19 protein-coding genes are annotated in these 19,257 nt (G+C 53.5%); all 19 read left to right on the forward strand.

What is annotated here, in order from left to right:
* The first annotated feature begins 422 nt into the window (after positions 1-422).
* Positions 423-2,402 carry a methionine--tRNA ligase gene (gene metG, locus KI215_RS00305; protein WP_212773678.1) on the forward strand — a complete coding sequence of 660 codons (1,980 nt, stop codon included), beginning with the start codon at positions 423-425 and terminating at the stop codon, positions 2,400-2,402.
* 600 nt (positions 2,403-3,002) lie between these two features.
* Positions 3,003-3,518, forward strand: a complete 516-nt coding sequence (gene lepB, locus KI215_RS00310; protein ID WP_212773679.1) for a signal peptidase I — start codon at positions 3,003-3,005, stop codon at positions 3,516-3,518.
* A 45-nt stretch (positions 3,519-3,563) separates the two neighbouring features.
* Positions 3,564-4,337 carry a TatD family hydrolase gene (locus tag KI215_RS00315; RefSeq protein WP_212773680.1) on the forward strand — a complete coding sequence of 258 codons (774 nt, stop codon included), beginning with the start codon at positions 3,564-3,566 and terminating at the stop codon, positions 4,335-4,337.
* Positions 4,338-4,474: 137 nt separating this feature from the next.
* Entirely contained in the window at positions 4,475-5,068 is a 594-nt protein-coding gene (gene rnmV, locus KI215_RS00320; protein ID WP_212773681.1) for a ribonuclease M5, read from the forward strand.
* Positions 5,034-5,930, forward strand: coding sequence for a 16S rRNA (adenine(1518)-N(6)/adenine(1519)-N(6))-dimethyltransferase RsmA (gene rsmA, locus KI215_RS00325; protein ID WP_212773682.1), 897 nt, complete (start codon positions 5,034-5,036; stop codon positions 5,928-5,930). The genes rnmV and rsmA overlap by 35 nt, the downstream gene beginning before the upstream one ends.
* 84 nt (positions 5,931-6,014) lie before the next feature.
* Complete coding sequence (locus KI215_RS00330; protein ID WP_212773683.1) at positions 6,015-6,488, forward strand: ribonuclease H-like YkuK family protein; 474 nt, start codon at positions 6,015-6,017, stop codon at positions 6,486-6,488.
* A gap of 150 nt (positions 6,489-6,638) precedes the next feature.
* Positions 6,639-6,914 (forward strand): biofilm formation stimulator Veg, encoded by a 276-nt coding sequence (veg, locus tag KI215_RS00335; protein WP_212773684.1) that lies wholly within the window; start codon positions 6,639-6,641, stop codon positions 6,912-6,914.
* Between the two features lie 105 nt (positions 6,915-7,019).
* Complete coding sequence (locus KI215_RS00340) at positions 7,020-7,193, forward strand: small, acid-soluble spore protein, alpha/beta type (protein ID WP_212773685.1); 174 nt, start codon at positions 7,020-7,022, stop codon at positions 7,191-7,193.
* 182 nt (positions 7,194-7,375) lie between these two features.
* Complete coding sequence (ispE, locus tag KI215_RS00345) at positions 7,376-8,269, forward strand: 4-(cytidine 5'-diphospho)-2-C-methyl-D-erythritol kinase (protein ID WP_212773686.1); 894 nt, start codon at positions 7,376-7,378, stop codon at positions 8,267-8,269.
* A gap of 43 nt (positions 8,270-8,312) precedes the next feature.
* Positions 8,313-9,146 carry a pur operon repressor gene (gene purR, locus KI215_RS00350; protein WP_212773687.1) on the forward strand — a complete coding sequence of 278 codons (834 nt, stop codon included), beginning with the start codon at positions 8,313-8,315 and terminating at the stop codon, positions 9,144-9,146.
* Positions 9,143-9,517 (forward strand): RidA family protein, encoded by a 375-nt coding sequence (locus KI215_RS00355; protein ID WP_212773688.1) that lies wholly within the window; start codon positions 9,143-9,145, stop codon positions 9,515-9,517. The genes purR and KI215_RS00355 overlap by 4 nt, the downstream gene beginning before the upstream one ends.
* A gap of 104 nt (positions 9,518-9,621) precedes the next feature.
* Entirely contained in the window at positions 9,622-9,915 is a 294-nt protein-coding gene (spoVG, locus tag KI215_RS00360; protein ID WP_205496806.1) for a septation regulator SpoVG, read from the forward strand.
* 293 nt (positions 9,916-10,208) lie between these two features.
* The gene (glmU, locus tag KI215_RS00365) at positions 10,209-11,585 is read left to right on the forward strand and encodes a bifunctional UDP-N-acetylglucosamine diphosphorylase/glucosamine-1-phosphate N-acetyltransferase GlmU (RefSeq protein WP_212773689.1); all 1,377 of its coding nucleotides are present in this window, start codon (positions 10,209-10,211) and stop codon (positions 11,583-11,585) included.
* A gap of 35 nt (positions 11,586-11,620) precedes the next feature.
* The gene (locus KI215_RS00370) at positions 11,621-12,571 is read left to right on the forward strand and encodes a ribose-phosphate diphosphokinase (protein WP_212773690.1); all 951 of its coding nucleotides are present in this window, start codon (positions 11,621-11,623) and stop codon (positions 12,569-12,571) included.
* Positions 12,572-12,736: 165 nt separating this feature from the next.
* Complete coding sequence (locus KI215_RS00375; RefSeq protein WP_212773691.1) at positions 12,737-13,351, forward strand: 50S ribosomal protein L25/general stress protein Ctc; 615 nt, start codon at positions 12,737-12,739, stop codon at positions 13,349-13,351.
* A 114-nt stretch (positions 13,352-13,465) separates the two neighbouring features.
* Positions 13,466-14,032 (forward strand): aminoacyl-tRNA hydrolase, encoded by a 567-nt coding sequence (pth, locus tag KI215_RS00380; RefSeq protein WP_212773692.1) that lies wholly within the window; start codon positions 13,466-13,468, stop codon positions 14,030-14,032.
* A gap of 67 nt (positions 14,033-14,099) precedes the next feature.
* Complete coding sequence (locus KI215_RS00385) at positions 14,100-14,330, forward strand: anti-sigma-F factor Fin (protein WP_212773693.1); 231 nt, start codon at positions 14,100-14,102, stop codon at positions 14,328-14,330.
* Between the two features lie 177 nt (positions 14,331-14,507).
* Positions 14,508-18,053 carry a transcription-repair coupling factor gene (gene mfd / locus KI215_RS00390; RefSeq protein ID WP_212773694.1) on the forward strand — a complete coding sequence of 1,182 codons (3,546 nt, stop codon included), beginning with the start codon at positions 14,508-14,510 and terminating at the stop codon, positions 18,051-18,053.
* Complete coding sequence (locus KI215_RS00395) at positions 18,037-19,089, forward strand: peptidylprolyl isomerase (protein WP_212773695.1); 1,053 nt, start codon at positions 18,037-18,039, stop codon at positions 19,087-19,089. The genes mfd and KI215_RS00395 overlap by 17 nt, the downstream gene beginning before the upstream one ends.
* Positions 19,090-19,257: the final 168 nt, after the last annotated feature.

Raw genomic sequence — 19,257 nt, forward strand, 5'->3', positions numbered from 1 at the left:
TGCGGATAAGCCCTCCCATACATTGAATCACCGATGGGCGGTTGATATAATAGAAAATGACATGGTTTTTGCAACAGATGAACACCCCCAACTTCCATGATGGGGAGGAGTAACCGACTGTCGTCTATCACCAGAGAGCCGGGATGGGTGAAAGCCGGCATAGGCGCTGAGGTGAACATGTCCCCGGAGAAGCCGCAACGAAACCCTTCTGGGTGAGTAGGGGCGGCCGTGGCCGGCGTTAACGGCGCAGTGTAACACTGATCGAGGGCACGTGCCGCGAGGGCGTGCTGAAAATGGGTGGTACCGCGTGAGAACAACCTCTCGCCCCATGCTGAAGGGTGAGGGGTTTTGCTTTTTTGAGAACAACCAGGGTATGTCCGATTTGCCAGACACGCCCGAGGGTGAAAGGAGAGAGAATCACCATGAGCGAGAAGCGTTCCTTCTACATTACGACACCGATTTATTATCCCAACGACAAGCTGCACATCGGGCATGCGTACACCACTGTGGCGGGGGACGCGATGGCCCGTTACAAGCGGCTTCGCGGCTATGATGTCATGTACCTGACCGGAACGGACGAGCATGGTCAGAAAATCCAGCGCCGTGCCAAGGAAGCCGGGAAATCGCCGCAGGAATTCGTCGATGAGATCGTGGCCGGGATCAAGGAGCTGTGGGAGAAACTGGACATCTCTTATGATGATTTTATCCGGACCACGCAGGAACGCCACAAGAAGGTCGTGCAGAAGATCTTCCAGCGTCTGCTGGATCAAGGGGACATTTACCTGGGTGAGTACGAGGGTTGGTACTGCACCCCTTGTGAATCGTTCTGGACCGAGCGCCAGCTCAAAGACGGCAAATGTCCGGACTGTGGTCGACCGGTAGACAAGGTGCGGGAGAAAAGCTACTTCTTCCGGATGAGCAAATATGTGGACCGTCTGCTTCAATACTACGAGGAAAATCCGGAGTTTATCCAGCCGGAATCCCGCAAGAATGAGATGATCCAGAACTTCATCAAACCGGGACTGGAAGATCTGTGCGTCTCCCGGACGACATTTGATTGGGGGATTCCGGTACCGGGTGATCCGAAGCACGTCATGTACGTTTGGCTGGACGCGCTGACCAACTATATCACAGCCATCGGGTATCTGTCCGACGATCCGGAGAAACAAAAGCAGTTTGAAAAGCATTGGCCCGCCGACGTACACATTGTGGGCAAGGACATCGTCCGTTTCCACACGATTTATTGGCCGATCATTCTGATGGCGCTCGATCTCCCGTTGCCCAAAAAGGTGGTCGCCCACGGTTTCTTCACCGTCAAAAACGAGAAAATGTCCAAATCCAAGGGCAATGTGGTGGACCCGATTCCGCTGATCGAACGGTACAGTCTGGATGCGCTCCGCTATTACCTGTTGCGTGAGGTCCCATTCGGGTCGGATGGCGTGTTTACGCCGGAAGGGTTCGTGGAGCGGATCAACGCTGATTTGGCCAACGATCTGGGCAACTTGCTCCACCGGACGCTGACCATGGTAGAGAAATACTTTGACGGTATCGTACCAGTATATGTGGAAAATGCCACCGAACATGACGCGGCTCTGGTTCGGTTGGCCGAAGAAACCGTCAACCGAGTGGAGAAGGCGATGGAAAGCATGCAGTTTTCCATCGCACTGACGGCCATTTGGGATCTGGTGCGCGCGGGCAACAAGTACATCGAGAACACTCAACCCTGGGAATTGGCCAAAGATCCTGCCAAAAAGGACACGTTGGGCTCGGTGCTGTATCATCTGCTGGAGGTATTACGCATTGTCAGCGTACTGGTGCAACCGTTCATGACGCAAGTTCCGCGAAAAATGTGGGAGCACTTGGGCATTTCCGCGGGGGATCAGACGGAGTGGGAAAGCGCCCACCGGTTCGGAACCCTGCCGCAAGGCCTCAGGGTGAAAAAAGGAAAGCCGTTGTTCCCGCGCTTGGATGTGAAACAGGAAGTGGAGGCAATCAATGCGATGATCGGGGGTACAAAAATGAGCGGCGAAGCCGAAACCAAGAAAAAAGAGAAAGACGAAGCGTCGGTTAAAGAGAACAATCTCATCAGTATCGACGATTTCGCCAAAGTGGATCTGCGTGTGGCGGAAATCGTGGCAGCCGAGCGGATTGAAGGAGCGGACCGCCTGCTGAAATTGCGGTTGGATTTGGGAAATGAACAACGTCAGGTGGTCGCCGGGATCGCACAATACTATCAGCCGGAGGAACTCACCGGGCAAAAAGTAATCATGGTAGCCAACCTGAAACCGGCCAAATTGCGGGGTGTCCTCTCCGAAGGCATGGTACTCGCTGCCAAGGACGGGGACCGGTTGGTTCTGTCCACGGTATCGGGTGACATCCCCAACGGTACACGGGTGAAGTAACTTCAGGATGGGGTGATTGGCCCTGGACTTTTTCGGGTGACCTGTTTCCCGGTTAAGCGACTGTTGGGACGTGAACGGGAGCGAGTGAGGAAAAAGCAGTCACCCGGAAGCGAATCGGTTACCGGTGGACTCTGAGAGTATATGAAGAGCCGAGACCGGGTGGCGATCGGTTCAGTGGGAGAGATTGGTTCGCCACTTGAACCATATACCATGATGTAGCAAACCCACTACGCAGTCGTGTCTGGTCATTTGATCGTGTTTCGCAAAAAGGGTCCATTGGCTGGCACTTTCCTCTAAGCGGAGCGTACTTTTCTGCATCGTGTGCTTCCGGTTGCTTCCTTACGGGAAGAAAGTGAAATAAGCTCCGGGAAAGCGATGCGGACGAATTTGGTCAGATACGCTCTAGTGGGATGAGCACCACTCATTCATCCGATTGTATAACCTGTCGCGTAATGTCCCCCTTTCAACCTACGATGGAAATACCCACGGGCCCTCCCGATGGGCGCCGTGGGCTTTTAGACGTCATTTACTGTAAATATGGGTGGAAAATTGGAAGGACATCCAGTATTGTAATTACAGAGAGGGGGATAAGGGTTCAAGATGAGTAGAGAAGCGCGCAACGCCGGTGACTGGTGGAAGGCCGCCGTGACTGCTTTGTTGCTGGCGATCGTGATCCGGTTGTTTTTCTTTCAGCCTTACGAGGTACAAGGAATGTCCATGTATCCCACATTTCATGGCCGGGAACTGTTGATCGTCAACAAGTGGATTTACAGTATCACCAAGCCGTCATACGGAGATATCGTGATTTTTCATACAGAAGAAAAAAGGGATTTCATCAAACGAGTCATCGGCTTGCCGGGAGACGTCATCGCGATCCGCAACGGACATGTATACCGGAATGGACGACAACTCAAGGAACCCTATATCGTCGAACCGACCGATTCGGATCTGGAGCCGACGACTGTGCCCCCCGGTCACCTCTTTGTAATGGGGGACAACCGCAATCAAAGCAAGGACAGCCGGGAGCTCGGAGCGATCGACATGAATGACGTCGTTGGTCGTGCGGAGGTCATTGTCTTTCCCTTCCGACGCTTCGCTTTGCTGTCCGTTCATTGAAACCCCGAAAAAACAGCCAAGGATCGGATCAGGAGGCATATTATCATGTTGTTTGACAGCCATGCCCACTTGAATGACGCTCAATTTGATAATGACAGGGAAGAAGTGATTCGTCGCGCACGGGAAGAATACGGTGTCTCCCGCGTGGTGAATATCGGCTACAACCGTGAGACGATTCGCACCGCGTTGGCGTTGGCCGAGCGGTATGATTTCATCTATGCCGCCATCGGATGGCACCCCCATGATGCAAAGGAGATGACCGACGACGATCTGACCTGGATCGAATCACTGACAGAGCATCCCAAAGTGGTGGCGCTCGGCGAGATGGGCTTGGACTATTACTGGGATAATTCGCCCCGCGATATTCAGCAGGAGGTATTTCGCCGACAAATCCGGCTGGCGCGGAAGGTTGGATTGCCGATCATTATTCATGATCGGGATGCTCATGAAGACGTCCTTCATATTTTGCGCGAAGAAAAAGCGGAGGAAGTCGGCGGCGTCATGCATTGTTTCAGTGGTGATTGGGCATTTGCGCAGCACTGTCTGGACCTGAATTTTTACATCGGTCTGGGCGGACCGGTCACGTTTAAGAATGCCAAGCTGCCCAAGGAAATAGCCCAAAAAGTGCCCATCGACCGTTTGTTGATCGAAACGGACTGCCCGTATTTGGCTCCCCATCCCCATAGGGGAAAACGGAACGAAACGGGCTATGTGCGGTTGGTGGCGCAGACCATCGCGGAGCTGAGGGGCATGACGCTGGAGGCATTGGCGGAACAAACGACTGCCAATGCATGCCGGTTGTTCGGTATTGAAGCATAAGAGATAAGTCGGACGGTCCACACTAAGAAAACCACAAAGGGGTCTCTGATGCTATGATGTGTCTGGACAGTATTCGCCAGACACGCCCCAGTATCCCGCGGACCATCAGGCTGTTATAGGAAAGAAGGTTACGTTGGGTGTTTACAGGCAAGTTGAAAGAGATCATCGTAGTGGAAGGCAAAAACGACACCGCGGCCGTGCGACGCGCCGTTTCGGCGGACACGCTGGAAACGGGCGGCGATGCAGTGGATGAAACAGTGTTGGCGGCGATTAAACAGGCCCAAGCAAGGCGCGGTGTGATCATCATGACCGACCCGGATGGTGCGGGCGAACGCATCCGCCGAATCATCTCGCAAAGGGTGGAGGGTTGCAAGCACGCATTCCTGACACGGGAGGAAGCCACCGGCAAAGACGGCATCGGAGTGGAGCACGCCTCCCCGGAAGCGATCCGGCGAGCACTGTCCGAGGTTCGAAGCGGAACGGAATCTGAAGGTAACGATGAGGTGACGTGGGGAGAATACCTGGACGCGGGATTGGCAGGAGGGGTCCGCGCGCGTCGCCTCAGGGAATCGATGGGTCGACATTTGGGGATTGGCTATGCCAATGCCCGGCAATTTTTCCGCCGCATCCAAATGTTTCGCATCACCCGATCGGAGTTTCGGGAAGCGTTGATCCAAGCGGAGAAGGAGGAACAAGGTGGAACGACAACCCATCACCACCCAAACCCGTAAATTATTGTCACGGCATCAAATCGCATTAAAAAAGAGCTTGGGGCAAAACTTTTTAACAGATGCCCATGTTATTGGGAAAATCATTCGTTCGGCGGAACTGGACAGAGAAACCGGCGTCATCGAAATCGGGCCGGGGATCGGTGCGTTGACCGAGCAGCTGGCCGAATACGCCGGCGGAGTGGTGGCTGTGGAACTGGATGACCGATTGGTACCGATTCTTCGTGAACAATTTCAAGGGCAAAGCCGGGTGTCCATCATTCACGGTGACGCCATGAAGGTGGATTTTCGCCGGTTAATCGGGGAGCATTTAAACGGGTTAACCAAATACGCCGTGGTGGCCAATTTGCCATATTATATTACATCCCCGATTCTGATGCGTTTATTGGAAGAGCGTTTGCCGCTCACCCACATTGTGGTCATGATCCAGAAAGAAGTGGCCGAGCGGTTACGTGCCAAACCGGGAACCAAGGATTACGGTTCTCTGACGGTCGCGGTTCAATACTTCGCGGAAGTCTCCTGGGTGGCAACCGTGCCGAGGCATGTGTTTGTGCCGCGTCCCAATGTCGATTCCGCCGTTGTTCGTCTTTCCGTTCGACCGAAACCCGCCGTGCACGTACGTGACGAAAGGCTGTTTTTCCGTGTGGTACGGGCGGCGTTCAATCAACGGAGAAAGACACTGTCCAATGCCCTTTCGACGTTGTTGTTGAATGGGAAAAACAAGGAAACACTCAATCGATGGTTGGAGGAAGTGGGGATTGACCCGCGTCGCAGGGGGGAAACCTTGAGTTTGGAGGAATTCGCTCGTTTGGCGGATGGTCTGGCTGATCATTTGGGAACCAAGCCGAATGGATCAGGTTGTTGACAAATATCGTGAAGGCTTTCGCGTACTTTGTCAGCAGTTTCATTGACCCGGGCGCAAGCTCGGCAGTACATGGAGGAAAGGCCATTGAATTTCTACCATCCTCGAAAAGGGCGGTTTACCATCGAAGAAGTTATTGCCGATATGCGCCAATACATGGAAGCGGATCGCTCTGCCCGATACAAAGTTGTCATCGGAACCGATTCACAGACCAACCAACAGGAAACCTTGTTTGTCACGGCCATCATCGTCCAACGTGTCGGCAAGGGAGCCTTGTTTTACTATGCACGCAAGCGCTCCCACCCGATATTTGATTTGCGGTATCGGATCTACAAGGAGACGGAGTACAGTTTGGACTGCATGGAGCAGCTGAAACAACACGGTTTGTTGGAAGTGTCGACTGACATCCCGGTGGAGATCCACTTGGATGTGGGGAAACATGGGGAGACGCGGACGCTGATTCAGGAGGTCGTGGGCTGGGTGACGTCCGTCGGTTACACAGCGAAGATCAAACCGGATGCGTTTGCGGCCAGTGCGGTGGCGGACCGATTTACCAAATAATCCATTGGGTATAAATGGTTTTTTTCCAGTTTTGAAAAAAAGTTTCGCAAAAGGCGTTGACAAAATCTTTGTCCCACTGCTATAATCGTGTGTTCGTTTGACAAATGAGGCCTCACTTGCTATAATAAAGTCAAGTGAGGTGGTCGTCTCGTGGGCAAAAACGCGCTGACTGAAATCAAACAAACGCTGGATGGTTACATCGGACACCGGATTCGCCTCAAAGCGAACAGTGGCCGCCGCAAAACCATCGAGCGTACCGGCGTGTTGGAGGAAACGTATCCCTCCGTTTTTATTGTGAAGTTGGACGAAGACCAACACGCTTTCAAACGCGTTTCGTACAGTTACGCGGACATCTTGACAGAGTCGGTGGAGCTGACCGTCTATGAAGACGATCAGCAAGTACGTGTCAAATACGTTAAAAACTAATAGAACACGGTGACGTGTTCTATTTTATTTTTTCCTCGCAAAAAATCAAGACCAAATGCAGATACTAAGCGAAGTCCGCGGCCAATGATCAAAGGGGGTATCTGCATGGCACGCAGAGGTAACGTCATGTCGGAGGCCTTGAAGGTCGAAATCGCGAAGGAACTGGGCTTTTATGACGTGGTCCAGAAGGAAGGTTGGGGCGGGATCAAAGCTCGTGACGCAGGTAACATGGTGAAACGGGCGATTGAGATCGCGGAAGCGAGCTTGACCAAAAAATAGCCGCGGATCGGGTTGGGGTATCCCCCCAACCTTTTTCATCTCATATGGGATTTTCCCGCACTGGTACCTACATTTTCTCGAAACGTGATACAATAAGAACACTTGCGGAGAATGCGGGCGTGAGCGAGTGACACTATCGGGACGGCGGATCCAAAGTGGCGGCAAGAGGGGAGGCAGGGTAGATGGAAGTGTCGGAAAAGGCACCGGCGAAAATCAATTTGACTTTGGACGCCTTACATAAGCGTGAAGATGGATATCATGAATTGGAAATGGTCATGACCACGATCGATCTGTCCGATCGGATTGAGTTGGCGGACATCGATGGTGATGACATCGTGCTGGAGAATACCTCCGGCCTCATTCCGCAGGACGAACGCAATTTGGCTTATCGGGCGGCCGATTTGCTCCGTCAACGAATGGGCATCACCCGCGGCGTCAAAATCACGATTCACAAACGGATTCCTGTAGCCGCAGGACTAGCAGGCGGCAGTAGCGATGCGGCCGCCACATTACGCGGTCTCAACCGGTTGTGGCAGTTGGGATTATCGCTGGAGGAACTGGCCGAGCTGGGAGCGGAGATCGGATCGGATGTCCCGTTTTGTGTTTGGTCCGGAACGGCGTTGGCCAAAGGCCGGGGGGAAATCCTGACGCCTGTGGCACCGCCGCCACCTTGCTGGGTCGTGTTGGCCAAGCCCCAGCATGGCGTTTCTACGGCCGAAGTGTTTCAAGCTCTGCGTGTGGATCGAATTGAGCGTAGGCCGAATACAGAGGCGATGATTCAGGCACTGGAGCAGGGAGATTATCGCGGCATCTGCCGGCATTTGGGCAATGTGTTGGAAGAAGTGACGATGCAGATGTATCCTGAAGTAAAGCGACTCAAAGAGAAGATGCAGCAATTCGGTGCCGACGGTGTGTTGATGTCGGGAAGCGGTCCCACCGTGTTCGGACTGGTTGACCGCGAATCACGGGCGCGTCGCATTGTCAACGGTTTGCGGGGATTTTGCCGTCAAGTATATGCTGTCCGTATGTTGGGATCAAACCAACCTCTATTACTTGATAAAAGCCGAACAATATGATATATTCCATAAGGATACATTCGGTTTTCATGGGGGTTAGGGAATGAACAAATGGAAGCGGAGCGCACGCATCGTCGACATGACGCGTCAGCTCATCCAGCATCCGCATCGTCTCATCCCGCTCAGTACGTTTGCTGAGCGGTACGATACAGCGAAATCGTCCATCAGCGAGGATCTGACCATCATCCATGAGGTGATGAGCACCACAGGTCAAGGCGGTTTGGAGACATTGGCCGGTGCGGCCGGCGGTGTCCGTTATATCCCGGGTATGGACAGGAAAACAGCAGAGGAAGTGATGCGGTCACTCTGCCGCGAGTTGTCCAATCCTGACCGCATCTTACCCGGTGGCTTTTTGTACATGTCCGATCTGTTGGGACAACCGGCACTACTGCGCGAAATCGGTCAGATTTGGGCATCCGTGTTTGCCAAGGAACAGGTGAATGCCGTTGTCACGGTGGAAACGAAGGGGATTCCCCTGGCGTTGGCGGCCGCCGCGCATCTGGGTGTACCGGTGGCGATCGTGCGTCAGGGCAACCGGGTGACGGAAGGCTCGGTGGTAACTGTCAATACGGTGTCCGGCTCCAGCAGGCGAATTCGTACTCTTTCTTTGTCGCGCCGCTCGTTGAAGGAAGGATCACGCGTGTTGATCATCGATGATTTCATGAAAGCGGGTGGCACCATTCGCGGAATGATCGATTTGCTTTCCGAGTTTCAGGCGGAAGTGGTCGGTGCCGGTGTACTGGTGGAATCGGCTGCCCAAGAACGTCTGGTGGAGAATGTGGTGTCGCTGGCCAAAATCAAGTCGATTGACGAAAAACAACGGACGGTGGATGTCCAGTTGGGCAACCTGTTTGAGAAAGGATGGGAGGTCGGATGAAGCGAATCCAAACTTCTGCGGCTCCGCAAGCGATTGGGCCGTATTCGCAAGCGATTCAAGCTGGGAACATGGTGTACACGTCGGGTCAGATTCCGCTGACACCGGAAGGAAAACTGGTCGAAGGTGGCATTGTTGAGCAAACGCATCAGGTGATGAAGAACTTGCAGGCCGTACTGCAAGCCGCCGGAACCGATCTGAACAAAGTGGTAAAGACGACGATCTTTTTGGCTGATATGGAAGATTTTCAACAAGTGAATGAAGTCTATGCGCAGTATTTCAAGGAGCCACACCCGGCCCGTTCATGCGTACAAGCAGCGCGTCTTCCCAAAGATGTACGAGTGGAAATTGAAGCCGTAGCAATTGTCGATTGAATTCAACAAAAAAATCCATTTTCTTGGTGTGAAATTGAAGGATTTTCATCACCCATGAAGAATAGGTGAGTGGACATCTATATGGAAATGGGTGGTGAATCAGATTGGAAATTACAAACGTTCGTCTGCGCCGTGTCAACCGTGAAGGACGCATGCGCGCGATCGCTTCCATTACGATTGACGGTGAATTTGTCGTCCATGACATCCGCGTTATTGACGGAAACAACGGCATGTTTGTGGCGATGCCCAGCAAGCGTACGCCGGACGGCGAGTTCCGCGACATTGCCCACCCCATTTCACCTTCGACACGGGAAAAAATCGAAGCCGCCGTACTCGCGGAATATGAACGCGCCGGCGAGTTGGAAATGAAAGCGGACGTTTATCCTTTGGACGCTTGAATCAAAGTCTGCGGTCATCGTTATATATTGGAAGATGCCCGTCCGTGTCATTGTCGGATGAGGCAGTGGCAGCCTTTGATAGAGGTATCGCAGGCAGACATGAAGTGGAAACGGTTTCTTGCTGACGAAATTAACCCTGGCCGAACAAATTCGATCCCGCACCATGCGGGATACTTTTTTTATCGTCATCGTCGGATTGGCAAACTCTTCACCCTGCAGCCTTGTTGCATTCCCGTTTGCTTTGGGATATAGTCAGAATGGAGTTTTGTAGGAAAAACGGGGGTGCGACCCACATGAGTGATCTTTTTGCCATCGTACTGGCCGCTGGACAGGGAACGCGGATGAAGTCGCGCAAGCACAAGGTATTACACCCGGTATGCGGCAAAGCGATTATTGATCATATTTTGGACCAACTGGAGCGTCTGGGAACATCTCAAACCATCGTGGTGGTCGGGCATCACGCCGAATCAGTGCAAGCCCATGTCGGTGATCGCGCCACCTTCGTATTGCAGGAAGAGCAATTGGGGACGGCGCATGCAGTCCGTCAGGCGGAAGGGATTTTGGCGGACAAGGAAGGCACGACGCTCGTACTCAACGGCGATCACCCGCTCTTCACGGCGGACACGCTGGAGCGACTGGTCCACAGTCATCGGGAACGGCAATCGGCTGCGACCGTGTTGACAGCTGAACTGGCCGATCCGACGGGATACGGACGTGTGGTTCGTGGTGAAGACGGCCGCGTGGTGCGGATCGTGGAGCACAAGGATGCCACTGAGGAAGAACGGCGGATTCGTGAGGTTAACACCGGCACGTTCTGCTTCGACAATCGCCTGCTGTTTGAGTCGCTAAAGGAAGTGAACAACGACAACCAGCAAGGTGAATACTATCTGCCCGATGTGATCACCATTTTACAGAAGAAAGGGAAGCATATCGGGGCGGAAACCATCGACGACCCGGACGAAGCCCATGGGGTGAACAACCGGGTACAGTTGGCGGAAGCGGAAGCGATCATGCGACGCCGGCTGTTGAAAGCGCACATGATGAATGGCGTCACTGTCATTGATCCAGCCAACACTTACATTGAAGCAGATGTGCAAATCGGGGCCGACACCGTGATTCATCCCGGTTCCCATCTGCGAGCCGGCACGGTGATCGGGGAAGGATGCGTCATCGGCCCGCAGGCTGATCTGACCAACGTCGTCATCGGGGACGGTGCGCACATTCAATATTCGGTGCTGAAAGACGCCCGGGTAGACGACGGAGCGACCGTCGGTCCGTTCGCCTATGTACGACCTGGTTCCCATCTCGAATCATTCACGAAAGTCGGGTGTTTCGTTGACATCAAGAACGCTCGTCTCGGGAAGGGATCGAAGGTATCACACCTGGGCTATGTCGGTGACGCCGATGTGGGTGAAGGCGTCAACATCGGCTGCGGTGCGGTGACCGTCAACTACGACGGTGTGAACAAACACAAAACCGTCATCGAGAATGGTGCATTCATCGGATGTAATGTCAACTTGGTCGCTCCGGTGACCGTTGGTAAAGGGGCATATGTGGCTGCCGGTTCAACCATCACGAACGACGTGCCGGGTGATGCCTTGGCCATTGCACGCGAACGGCAGACCAATAAGCCGGAATATGCGAAAAAACTAAAAGCCAAAAGCAAGTAACCAGCCTACCATCAAAAGTGGAGGATCGTTCACCCATGTCTCAACTTCGTCAAACACGTCTGCAGTTGTTCACCTGTAATTCCAATCCCGGTTTGGCCCGGGAAATCGCTGATCACATCGGTGTTCCGCTGGGGGACGCCGAAGTGGGCAAATTCAGCGATGGAGAGATTCACGTCAAATTGGACGAGAGCGTTCGTGGGTCGGATGTCTATGTCATCCAATCCACCTGTCATCCGGTCAACCAGCATTTGATGGAACTGCTGGTGATGGTGGATGCGCTCAAACGGGCATCCGCCCGTACCATCAATGTTGTGATCCCATACTATGGGTATGCGCGTCAGGATCGGAAAACGCGGGCTCGTGATCCGATTACGGCCAAGCTGGTGGCCAACCTGATCGAGACAGCGGGCGCGGACCGGGTGATCACCATGGATCTGCATGCCAACCAGATCCAGGGCTTCTTTGACATTCCGGTGGACCATTTGTTGGGTGTGCCCATTTTGGCCGACTACTTCATCAAAAAGCAACTGGATGACGTTGTGGTCGTCTCCCCCGATCATGGTGGTGTGATCCGGGCGCGGAAACTGGCCGAGCGTTTGGAAGCGCCAATCGCCATTATCGACAAACGGCGGCCGGAACCCAATGTCGCCGAAGTGATGAACATCGTCGGGGATGTAAGAGGCAAAAAAGCAATCATCATTGATGATATCATCGACACTGCCGGGACGATCACGCTGGCTGCCAATGCTTTGCTGGAGCAGGGAGCCAAAGAAGTCTACGCCTGCTGCACTCACCCGGTCTTTTCCGGTCCGGCGATTGAGCGGATCCAGCAGGCCAACATTAAGGAAATGGTCGTCACCAACACCATTCCCTTGCCGGAGGAAAAACAGCTGGACAAAATCAAGGTGTTGTCTGTGGCATCCCTGATCGGGGAAGCGATTATCCGTGTGCACGAGGAGTTGTCCGTCAGCAAATTGTTTGACTGACGAGCCCCATGATTCACCAATCCTGCTGTGGGCCTCAGACGGAAAGACCGATTCCGGGACGCTTGGAACGGGTTTTCGGTGTGCTGCTGTCAGTTGCATGTTTAAATCCCCCGTTATCCGGTTAAATGATAATTATGTAAGATTTTTTTCGACGGAGGGATGCAAATGGCACTGACGATTCAAGCACAACGCCGAGAAGCACGTCCGAAAGCGCTGAAAACGAAATTGCGTAAGCAAGGTCGCGTACCGGGGGTATTCTACGGAAAAGGAAAAGACCCTCAACTGCTGCATGTGGACGAATTGCAATTGGCGCGCTGCTTGCAACAAGGTGCCGCGACCTCTGTGATTCAACTTCAACTGGATGATCAAACATACCCGGTCATCATACGCGAATGGCAACGGGATGAGTTGAAAGATAAATTGTTGCACGTGGACTTCTATGCCGTGGAAATGGACGAGCCGATCGACACGGAAGTGCCTCTGGTGCTCAAAGGGGAACCGAAAGGAGTGAAGGAAGGCGGGGTGTTGCAACATCAGTTGCATGAGGTGGAAATCCGCGCCTTGCCTGATCGGATCCCTGAAGTCTTGACCTTGGATGTCAGCGGATTGGAGATCGGTGACACCGTCACCCTGCAAGCCGTCAAGTTGCCGGAAGGTGTGAAACTGCTGTCCGACCCGGATGAAGTCGTGGCTGCCGTAACCCGACCGCAAGTGGCGGGTACGGACGATGGAGAAAGCGAAGCGGAGACGACTGCGGAAACAGAAACAGTCAACAGTTAATAAAATGGGTGTGTACTGCACCACTCGCATGTGCCCAATGGAAAAGACAGGCGCAGCCTGAGGGTTGCGCCTGTCTCATTGATGGAGGATCTGACGAAAAGGCAGGGATGGTTTGTGAAGTTGATTGTCGGTTTGGGGAATCCTGGCCCCCGTTACGAAAATACGCGGCACAACGTCGGATTTTGGGTGATTGACCGGCTGAGTGAGCAATGGGGGATTCCGGTCAACAAAGAGAAATGGAAAGGGTTGAGCGGGACAGGACGGGTGGGGACGGAAACCGTCACATTGCTCAAGCCGATGACATTCATGAACCTGTCCGGGGAATCGGTGCGCCCGGCGATGGATTGGCTGAAATGCACCGTGGATGACGTACTGATCATATACGATGATTTGGATTTGCCGCTCGGTCATTTGCGCCTCCGTCTCAAGGGCAGTTCCGGGGGGCACAACGGAGTGAAATCCGTCGTTCAGCACTTGGGAACGCAATCGATCAAGCGGATCAAGATCGGAATTGGCCGCCCGCAGACGCCGCAACCGATTCCCGACTACGTGTTGTCTCCGTTTGCCCCCGATGAACAGGACGCCATCGTATCGGCCGTACGCCGTGCGGCGGACGCCGTGAACCGCTGGTTGGAGACGGATTCCTTCCTGATCGCGATGAACGAATTCAATCAGAACTGATCCGCTTATGAATTCCTCTCGATCCGGTGATACTATAGCAGAATATCTTCGGATCGGGAGGAATATGATGGGAATCAGATATGTTTGCAGAATTTGCGATCAGACGATCGGTCAACTATCAGCAGAAAATATTACAGAATGGCAATTAGGGTTTCATTGGTTGACCCCCGAGGAACGGAAGGATATAATATCTGATGATATGGATGGCGGCACCCTGGTGAAGGTAGTTTGCGAAACATGCCAGGAGATGCTGAACCGTTCACCGGAACTGTCTCTATTGCCCCGGCCATTGCAATGAGAAGTTTCATCTGTCGGCTTGGAATGTCAGCACAGCTGGAAAATGATGGTTTTGGCGCGGGGGAGAACGGTGCCAAATCAGCCGGATAGAAAGGAACGAACGGCCTTGGCTGCCCCAGCTAAGGCTTCTTTTGTATTGGCGTAAAAAAGGCGGTCGCAGAAAGGAGGCCGAAACGACGTGAAGCCCTTGATACACCTTTTTCGGGAGGACAAGGATTTTCAGTCCACAGTGGAAGGACTGAGAATGGGGTTGTCCGAGCAGATGGTCGCGGGACTGACGGGGACCGCGCGGATGTTATATGTGGCTTCCCTGTATCGTGAGATCGGACAGCCAGTGATGCTGGTCACGCACAACTTGAACCAAGCGCAAAAAGCGGCGGAAGATTTATATGAGTTGTTGCCGAAAGAAGAAGTGATGTTGTATCCAGCCAATGAATTGGTCACGACGGAAATTGCACTCGCCGGACACGAGACGCTCGGAGAACGGGTAGATGTGTTGTCCCGTCTCTCGCGCGGATTTACCGGCGTTTTTGTCGTGCCGTTTGCCGGATTGCGCAAGCTGTTTCCGCCTCAGGCCACGGTAAAGGCCAGTCACGTCCGATTGAAAGTGGGAGAGGAACGGCCGATGGACCCGTTGGTGGACCGACTGGTGAAGATCGGTTACGAACGGGTGGAGATGGTGGAGAAGCCTGGTGAATTCAGCGTTCGTGGCGGCATTTTGGACGTGTATCCGGTTACATTCCAGGACCCGGTCCGCATGGAGTGGTTTGGAGACGAACTGGATTCGATCCGGCCGTTTTCCGCAACGGATCAACGCTCCTACGACAAATGGGAAGAGGTGTTGATCCCGCCTGCCCGTGAATTGTTCGCCGATGCCGAAAGACTGTATCAGGCGGGTGAAAAAGCGGCGGGGTTACTGGAGGAGCGTCTTTCGGCTGTCAAGGACCCCTCGCTCAAAAAGAAACTCGCTGAAGGAATCGGCTGGGAAATCGAACAGCTGAAATCGGGACAATGGTTTACCGGCATCTATAAATATATCACCCTCATCTATCCGGATTGTCAGAGTTTACTGGATTATATGCCCAAAGACACCGTGCTGGTGTTGGACGAACCGGCCCGGATCACGGAGACTGCCCGTCAGATGGAGCGGGAAGAAGGGGAATGGCAGACTGCTCTGTTGCAGCAGGGAGAGTTTCTGCCTCAGCTAAAAATTTCCCACTCTTACGAGGAATGCCTGTTTCGCGTGAAACATCCGCGGATCGCGCTGTCGTTGTTTATGCGGCAGGTGCAGGGATTCCAACCGCAAAACGTCGTGCAGTTCATCTGTCGGAGCATGCAACAGTTCCACGGACAAATGCATGTGCTCAAAACAGAGTGGGAGCGGTGGCAAAAGGCCAAGTATCGCGTCATTTTCACGGCGAGCAGCGAGGAGCGGGCCGAACGGTTGAAGCGGGTGCTGGCCGATTACGGGATGGAGCTGGAGCATGACAGCGTGGATGCCCCTCCGTTCGCCGGTCGACCCGTTGTGCGTATCACCTCTTTGCAAAACGGATTTGAACTGAGTGCGATCAAGCTGGCTGTGGTGACCGAAGGCGAGGTATTTACCCAGAAACAGCGCCGGATGCGTCGCCCCTCCAAAATGAGCCACGCCGAAAAGATCAAGGATTACCAAGAGCTCCAACCCGGTGATTATGTGGTTCACGTCAACCACGGCATCGGTCGGTATGCGGGGATCGAGACGCTCAACGTGGGCGGGATGCACAAGGATTATCTCTTGATCCAATACGCCGGCAACGACAAGCTGTACGTTCCGATCGATCAGATCGACCAGGTGCAGAAATATGTCGGCGCAGAGGAAAAAACGCCCAAAGTGTACAGTTTGGGTGGCAGCGAGTGGAGCAAGGTCAAAAACAAAGTACGCTCGTCTGTGCAAGACATCGCCCAAGATCTGATCAAACTGTACGCCAAACGGCAGGCGGCCAAGGGCTTTGCTTTCTCCCCGGACACCCCCTATCAACGGGAATTCGACGCGATGTTCCCGTATGAGGAGACACCTGATCAGGAACGGTCGATCCGCGAGATCAAGGCGGATATGGAGAAGCCCCAGCCGATGGATCGACTGTTGTGCGGTGATGTGGGTTACGGGAAGACGGAAGTGGCCATCCGCGCCGCATTTAAAGCGACGATGGACGGTAAACAGGTGGCGGTGCTGGTACCCACCACCATTTTGGCGCAACAGCACTATGAGACGTTCAAGGAGCGGTTTGCCGGTTTTCCGGTGGAAATCCGCGTTCTGAGCAGGTTCCGCACGCGCAAGGAGCAAAAAGAGACGATCGAAGGTGTCAAAAACGGTACGGTCGACATCGTGATCGGTACACACCGGCTGTTGTCCAAGGACGTGCAGTTCAAGGATCTGGGTCTTTTGATCATCGACGAAGAACAGCGGTTCGGCGTCAAACACAAAGAGCGGATCAAACAGATGAAGCACAACATCGACGTGCTCACGCTGACGGCCACCCCGATTCCGCGCACCTTGCACATGGCGATGATGGGAGTACGCGATTTGTCCGTCATTGAAACGCCGCCGGAAAACCGTTTCCCCGTGCAGACGTATGTTCTCGAGTATTCCGCCGCATTAGTGCGGGAAGCGATCGAACGGGAGCTTGCGCGTGACGGGCAGGTATACTTCCTCTACAACCAGGTGCAGGGAATCGAGCAAATGGCGGAACAAATCCGGGCGTTGGTGCCGGAAGCGCGCGTGGCCGTCGCACACGGGCAAATGCCCGAAACGGAACTGGAGCGCGTTATGCTGGATTTCTTGGACGGGGAATACGACGTGCTCGTCAGCACCACAATCATCGAGACAGGAGTGGACATCCCCAACGTCAACACGCTGATCATCTACGATGCGGACAAGATGGGCTTGTCGCAGCTTTACCAGCTGCGCGGTCGTGTCGGTCGTTCCAATCGGATCGCCTACGCCTATTTCACTTATCAGCGGGACAAGGTGCTGACCGAGACGGCGGAAAAGCGATTGCAAGCGATCAAGGAGTTTACCGAACTGGGTTCTGGTTTCAAAATCGCCATGCGGGATTTGGCGATTCGCGGTGCGGGGAATCTTCTGGGGGCTGAACAGCATGGGCATATCGCCAGTGTCGGATTTGAATTGTACTCTCAGATGCTCAAAGAAGCGATCGCCGAATTGAAAGGCACGGAAGAGCAGGAACAGCCGCTGGAGCCGCAGATCGAACTGAATGCCGACGCCTATCTGCCTTCGGATTACATTCCGGACGAGAAACAAAAGATCGAGCTGTACAAAAAGATCCGAGCCATACAAACATTGGAAGAAGCGCGTGATCTCGAAGAAGAGATCGAAGACCGATTCGGGGATTTGCCTCAACCGGTGCAAACCCTGTTGCGCATCGCCCGGATTCGGGCTTACGCCTTGAAATACGGGATTGAGGAGATTCAGCAGAAGGGACAGGAAATCACCATCCGCCTGCATCCGGATCAAAACCAGGTGGTGGATGGACAACGCCTGTTCCGACTGGCACAGGAGTTTCCGGGACGCATCCGCCTGTCGTCTGGGCAGCGAATCGGCATCATCTTCAAGACCGCGGGCCTGTCTCCGGCCGACGCGCTGGAAATGGTGGAGCGTTTTCTGATAAAATATGAAACGGTTCCCAAAACGAAAGGAGCAATTCAAAATGCGGCGAATGAATAAAGGCCTCGCGGCCTTGTTGGCGCTTTTACTGATGGTGTCGATCTTTGCCACGGCATGTGGAGCTGATAAAGACAAACCGACCTCTGGACAAAAACAAAATCCGGCAGGACAAGCCGCTTTCCCGCTGAAGACGGACAGCAAAAAGGTGATCGCGGAATACAACGGCGGAAAAGTGACCGAGGGCGAGTTCAACCTGTATCTGAACATTCTCGGCTTTTTCCAGCCGCAAGTCTCCATGATGATTCAAATGCCCGGCATGAAGCAGGAAATCGCCAAACAATACATCGGGGAAATGATGGTCGCCCGTCAAGTGGGGGACAGTGCGGAGTTCCAGAAACAAGCGGATGAATCACTGAAAAAGATGGAGGAACAGGTCAAACAATCGCTGGGCAATTCGAAGGAATCCTTCGATCAGATTCTGAAGAAAGCGGGATTTACCAAACCCCAGCTGAAGGCGTTCCTCATTCGAGGGGAAAAGGTCTCCTCTTACTTTGAGAAGCAAATCAAACCCGATCAGTTGAAAGCCGAATACGACAAATCGGATCAGTTTTACACCGTCAAGGCAAATCACATATTGATCTCCGTTCAGGACGGCAAGCGTTCCGATGCCGATGCCAAGAAGCGTGCGCTGGAAGTGAAGCAGAAATTGGAGAAGGGCGGGGACTTTGCCCAGTTGGCAAAGCAGTACTCGGATGATCCTGGTTCCAAAAATACGGGGGGCCTTATCGAAGGCAAGCCGGGGGATTTTGCACCGGAATTTGCCAATGCGGTGAAAACCCTGGCGTTGAACAAAATCAGCGACCCGGTCAAAACGATGTACGGTTATCATATCATCAAGGTGACCGAGCGGAAAAAACAACCGTTTGACCAGGTCAAAGACGAAGTGAAACAAATGCTGCTCGAAAAGATGTATAAGGAGTACTTGGCCAAAAACGTAAAGGTGTCCAAGTGGAACCTGCCGAAAGAACCGCAACCGACCCTACCGGGTTCGGGAACAACCGGCGGACAGGGACAACCCGCTGCTCCCAGCCAATGATGACCGCGGGTTGTCGCCCGGATTACAGGAAAATCTAACGAGTAGACATGCTCTTAAAGGAGCCCGCAGGACTTTATAGTCAACCTGCGGGCTTTTTTGTTGTTGCTTTGAACCACTCGTGATTCAGGTGAGCCGTTTTCCCTGCAATAAATGAATACGCAGGATACC

Origin of the sequence: Polycladomyces abyssicola, from assembly GCF_018326425.1 — a bacterium.
GTDB lineage: Bacteria > Bacillota > Bacilli > Thermoactinomycetales > JIR-001 > Polycladomyces > Polycladomyces abyssicola.

Bases quoted from the DNA above. Each gene is read 5' to 3' on its own strand.
- ispE (WP_212773686.1), top strand. From the start codon at position 7,376: ATGGAAGTGTCGGAAAAGGCACCGGCGAAAATCAATTTGACTTTGGAC.
- KI215_RS00375 (WP_212773691.1), top strand. From the start codon at position 12,737: ATGGCACTGACGATTCAAGCACAACGCCGAGAAGCACGTCCGAAAGCG.
- KI215_RS00355 (WP_212773688.1), top strand. From the start codon at position 9,143: ATGAAGCGAATCCAAACTTCTGCGGCTCCGCAAGCGATTGGGCCGTAT.
- glmU (WP_212773689.1), top strand. From the start codon at position 10,209: ATGAGTGATCTTTTTGCCATCGTACTGGCCGCTGGACAGGGAACGCGG.
- metG (WP_212773678.1), top strand. From the start codon at position 423: ATGAGCGAGAAGCGTTCCTTCTACATTACGACACCGATTTATTATCCC.
- lepB (WP_212773679.1), top strand. From the start codon at position 3,003: ATGAGTAGAGAAGCGCGCAACGCCGGTGACTGGTGGAAGGCCGCCGTG.
- KI215_RS00370 (WP_212773690.1), top strand. From the start codon at position 11,621: ATGTCTCAACTTCGTCAAACACGTCTGCAGTTGTTCACCTGTAATTCC.
- KI215_RS00385 (WP_212773693.1), top strand. From the start codon at position 14,100: ATGGGAATCAGATATGTTTGCAGAATTTGCGATCAGACGATCGGTCAA.
- purR (WP_212773687.1), top strand. From the start codon at position 8,313: ATGAACAAATGGAAGCGGAGCGCACGCATCGTCGACATGACGCGTCAG.
- KI215_RS00340 (WP_212773685.1), top strand. From the start codon at position 7,020: ATGGCACGCAGAGGTAACGTCATGTCGGAGGCCTTGAAGGTCGAAATC.
- KI215_RS00395 (WP_212773695.1), top strand. From the start codon at position 18,037: ATGCGGCGAATGAATAAAGGCCTCGCGGCCTTGTTGGCGCTTTTACTG.
- KI215_RS00315 (WP_212773680.1), top strand. From the start codon at position 3,564: ATGTTGTTTGACAGCCATGCCCACTTGAATGACGCTCAATTTGATAAT.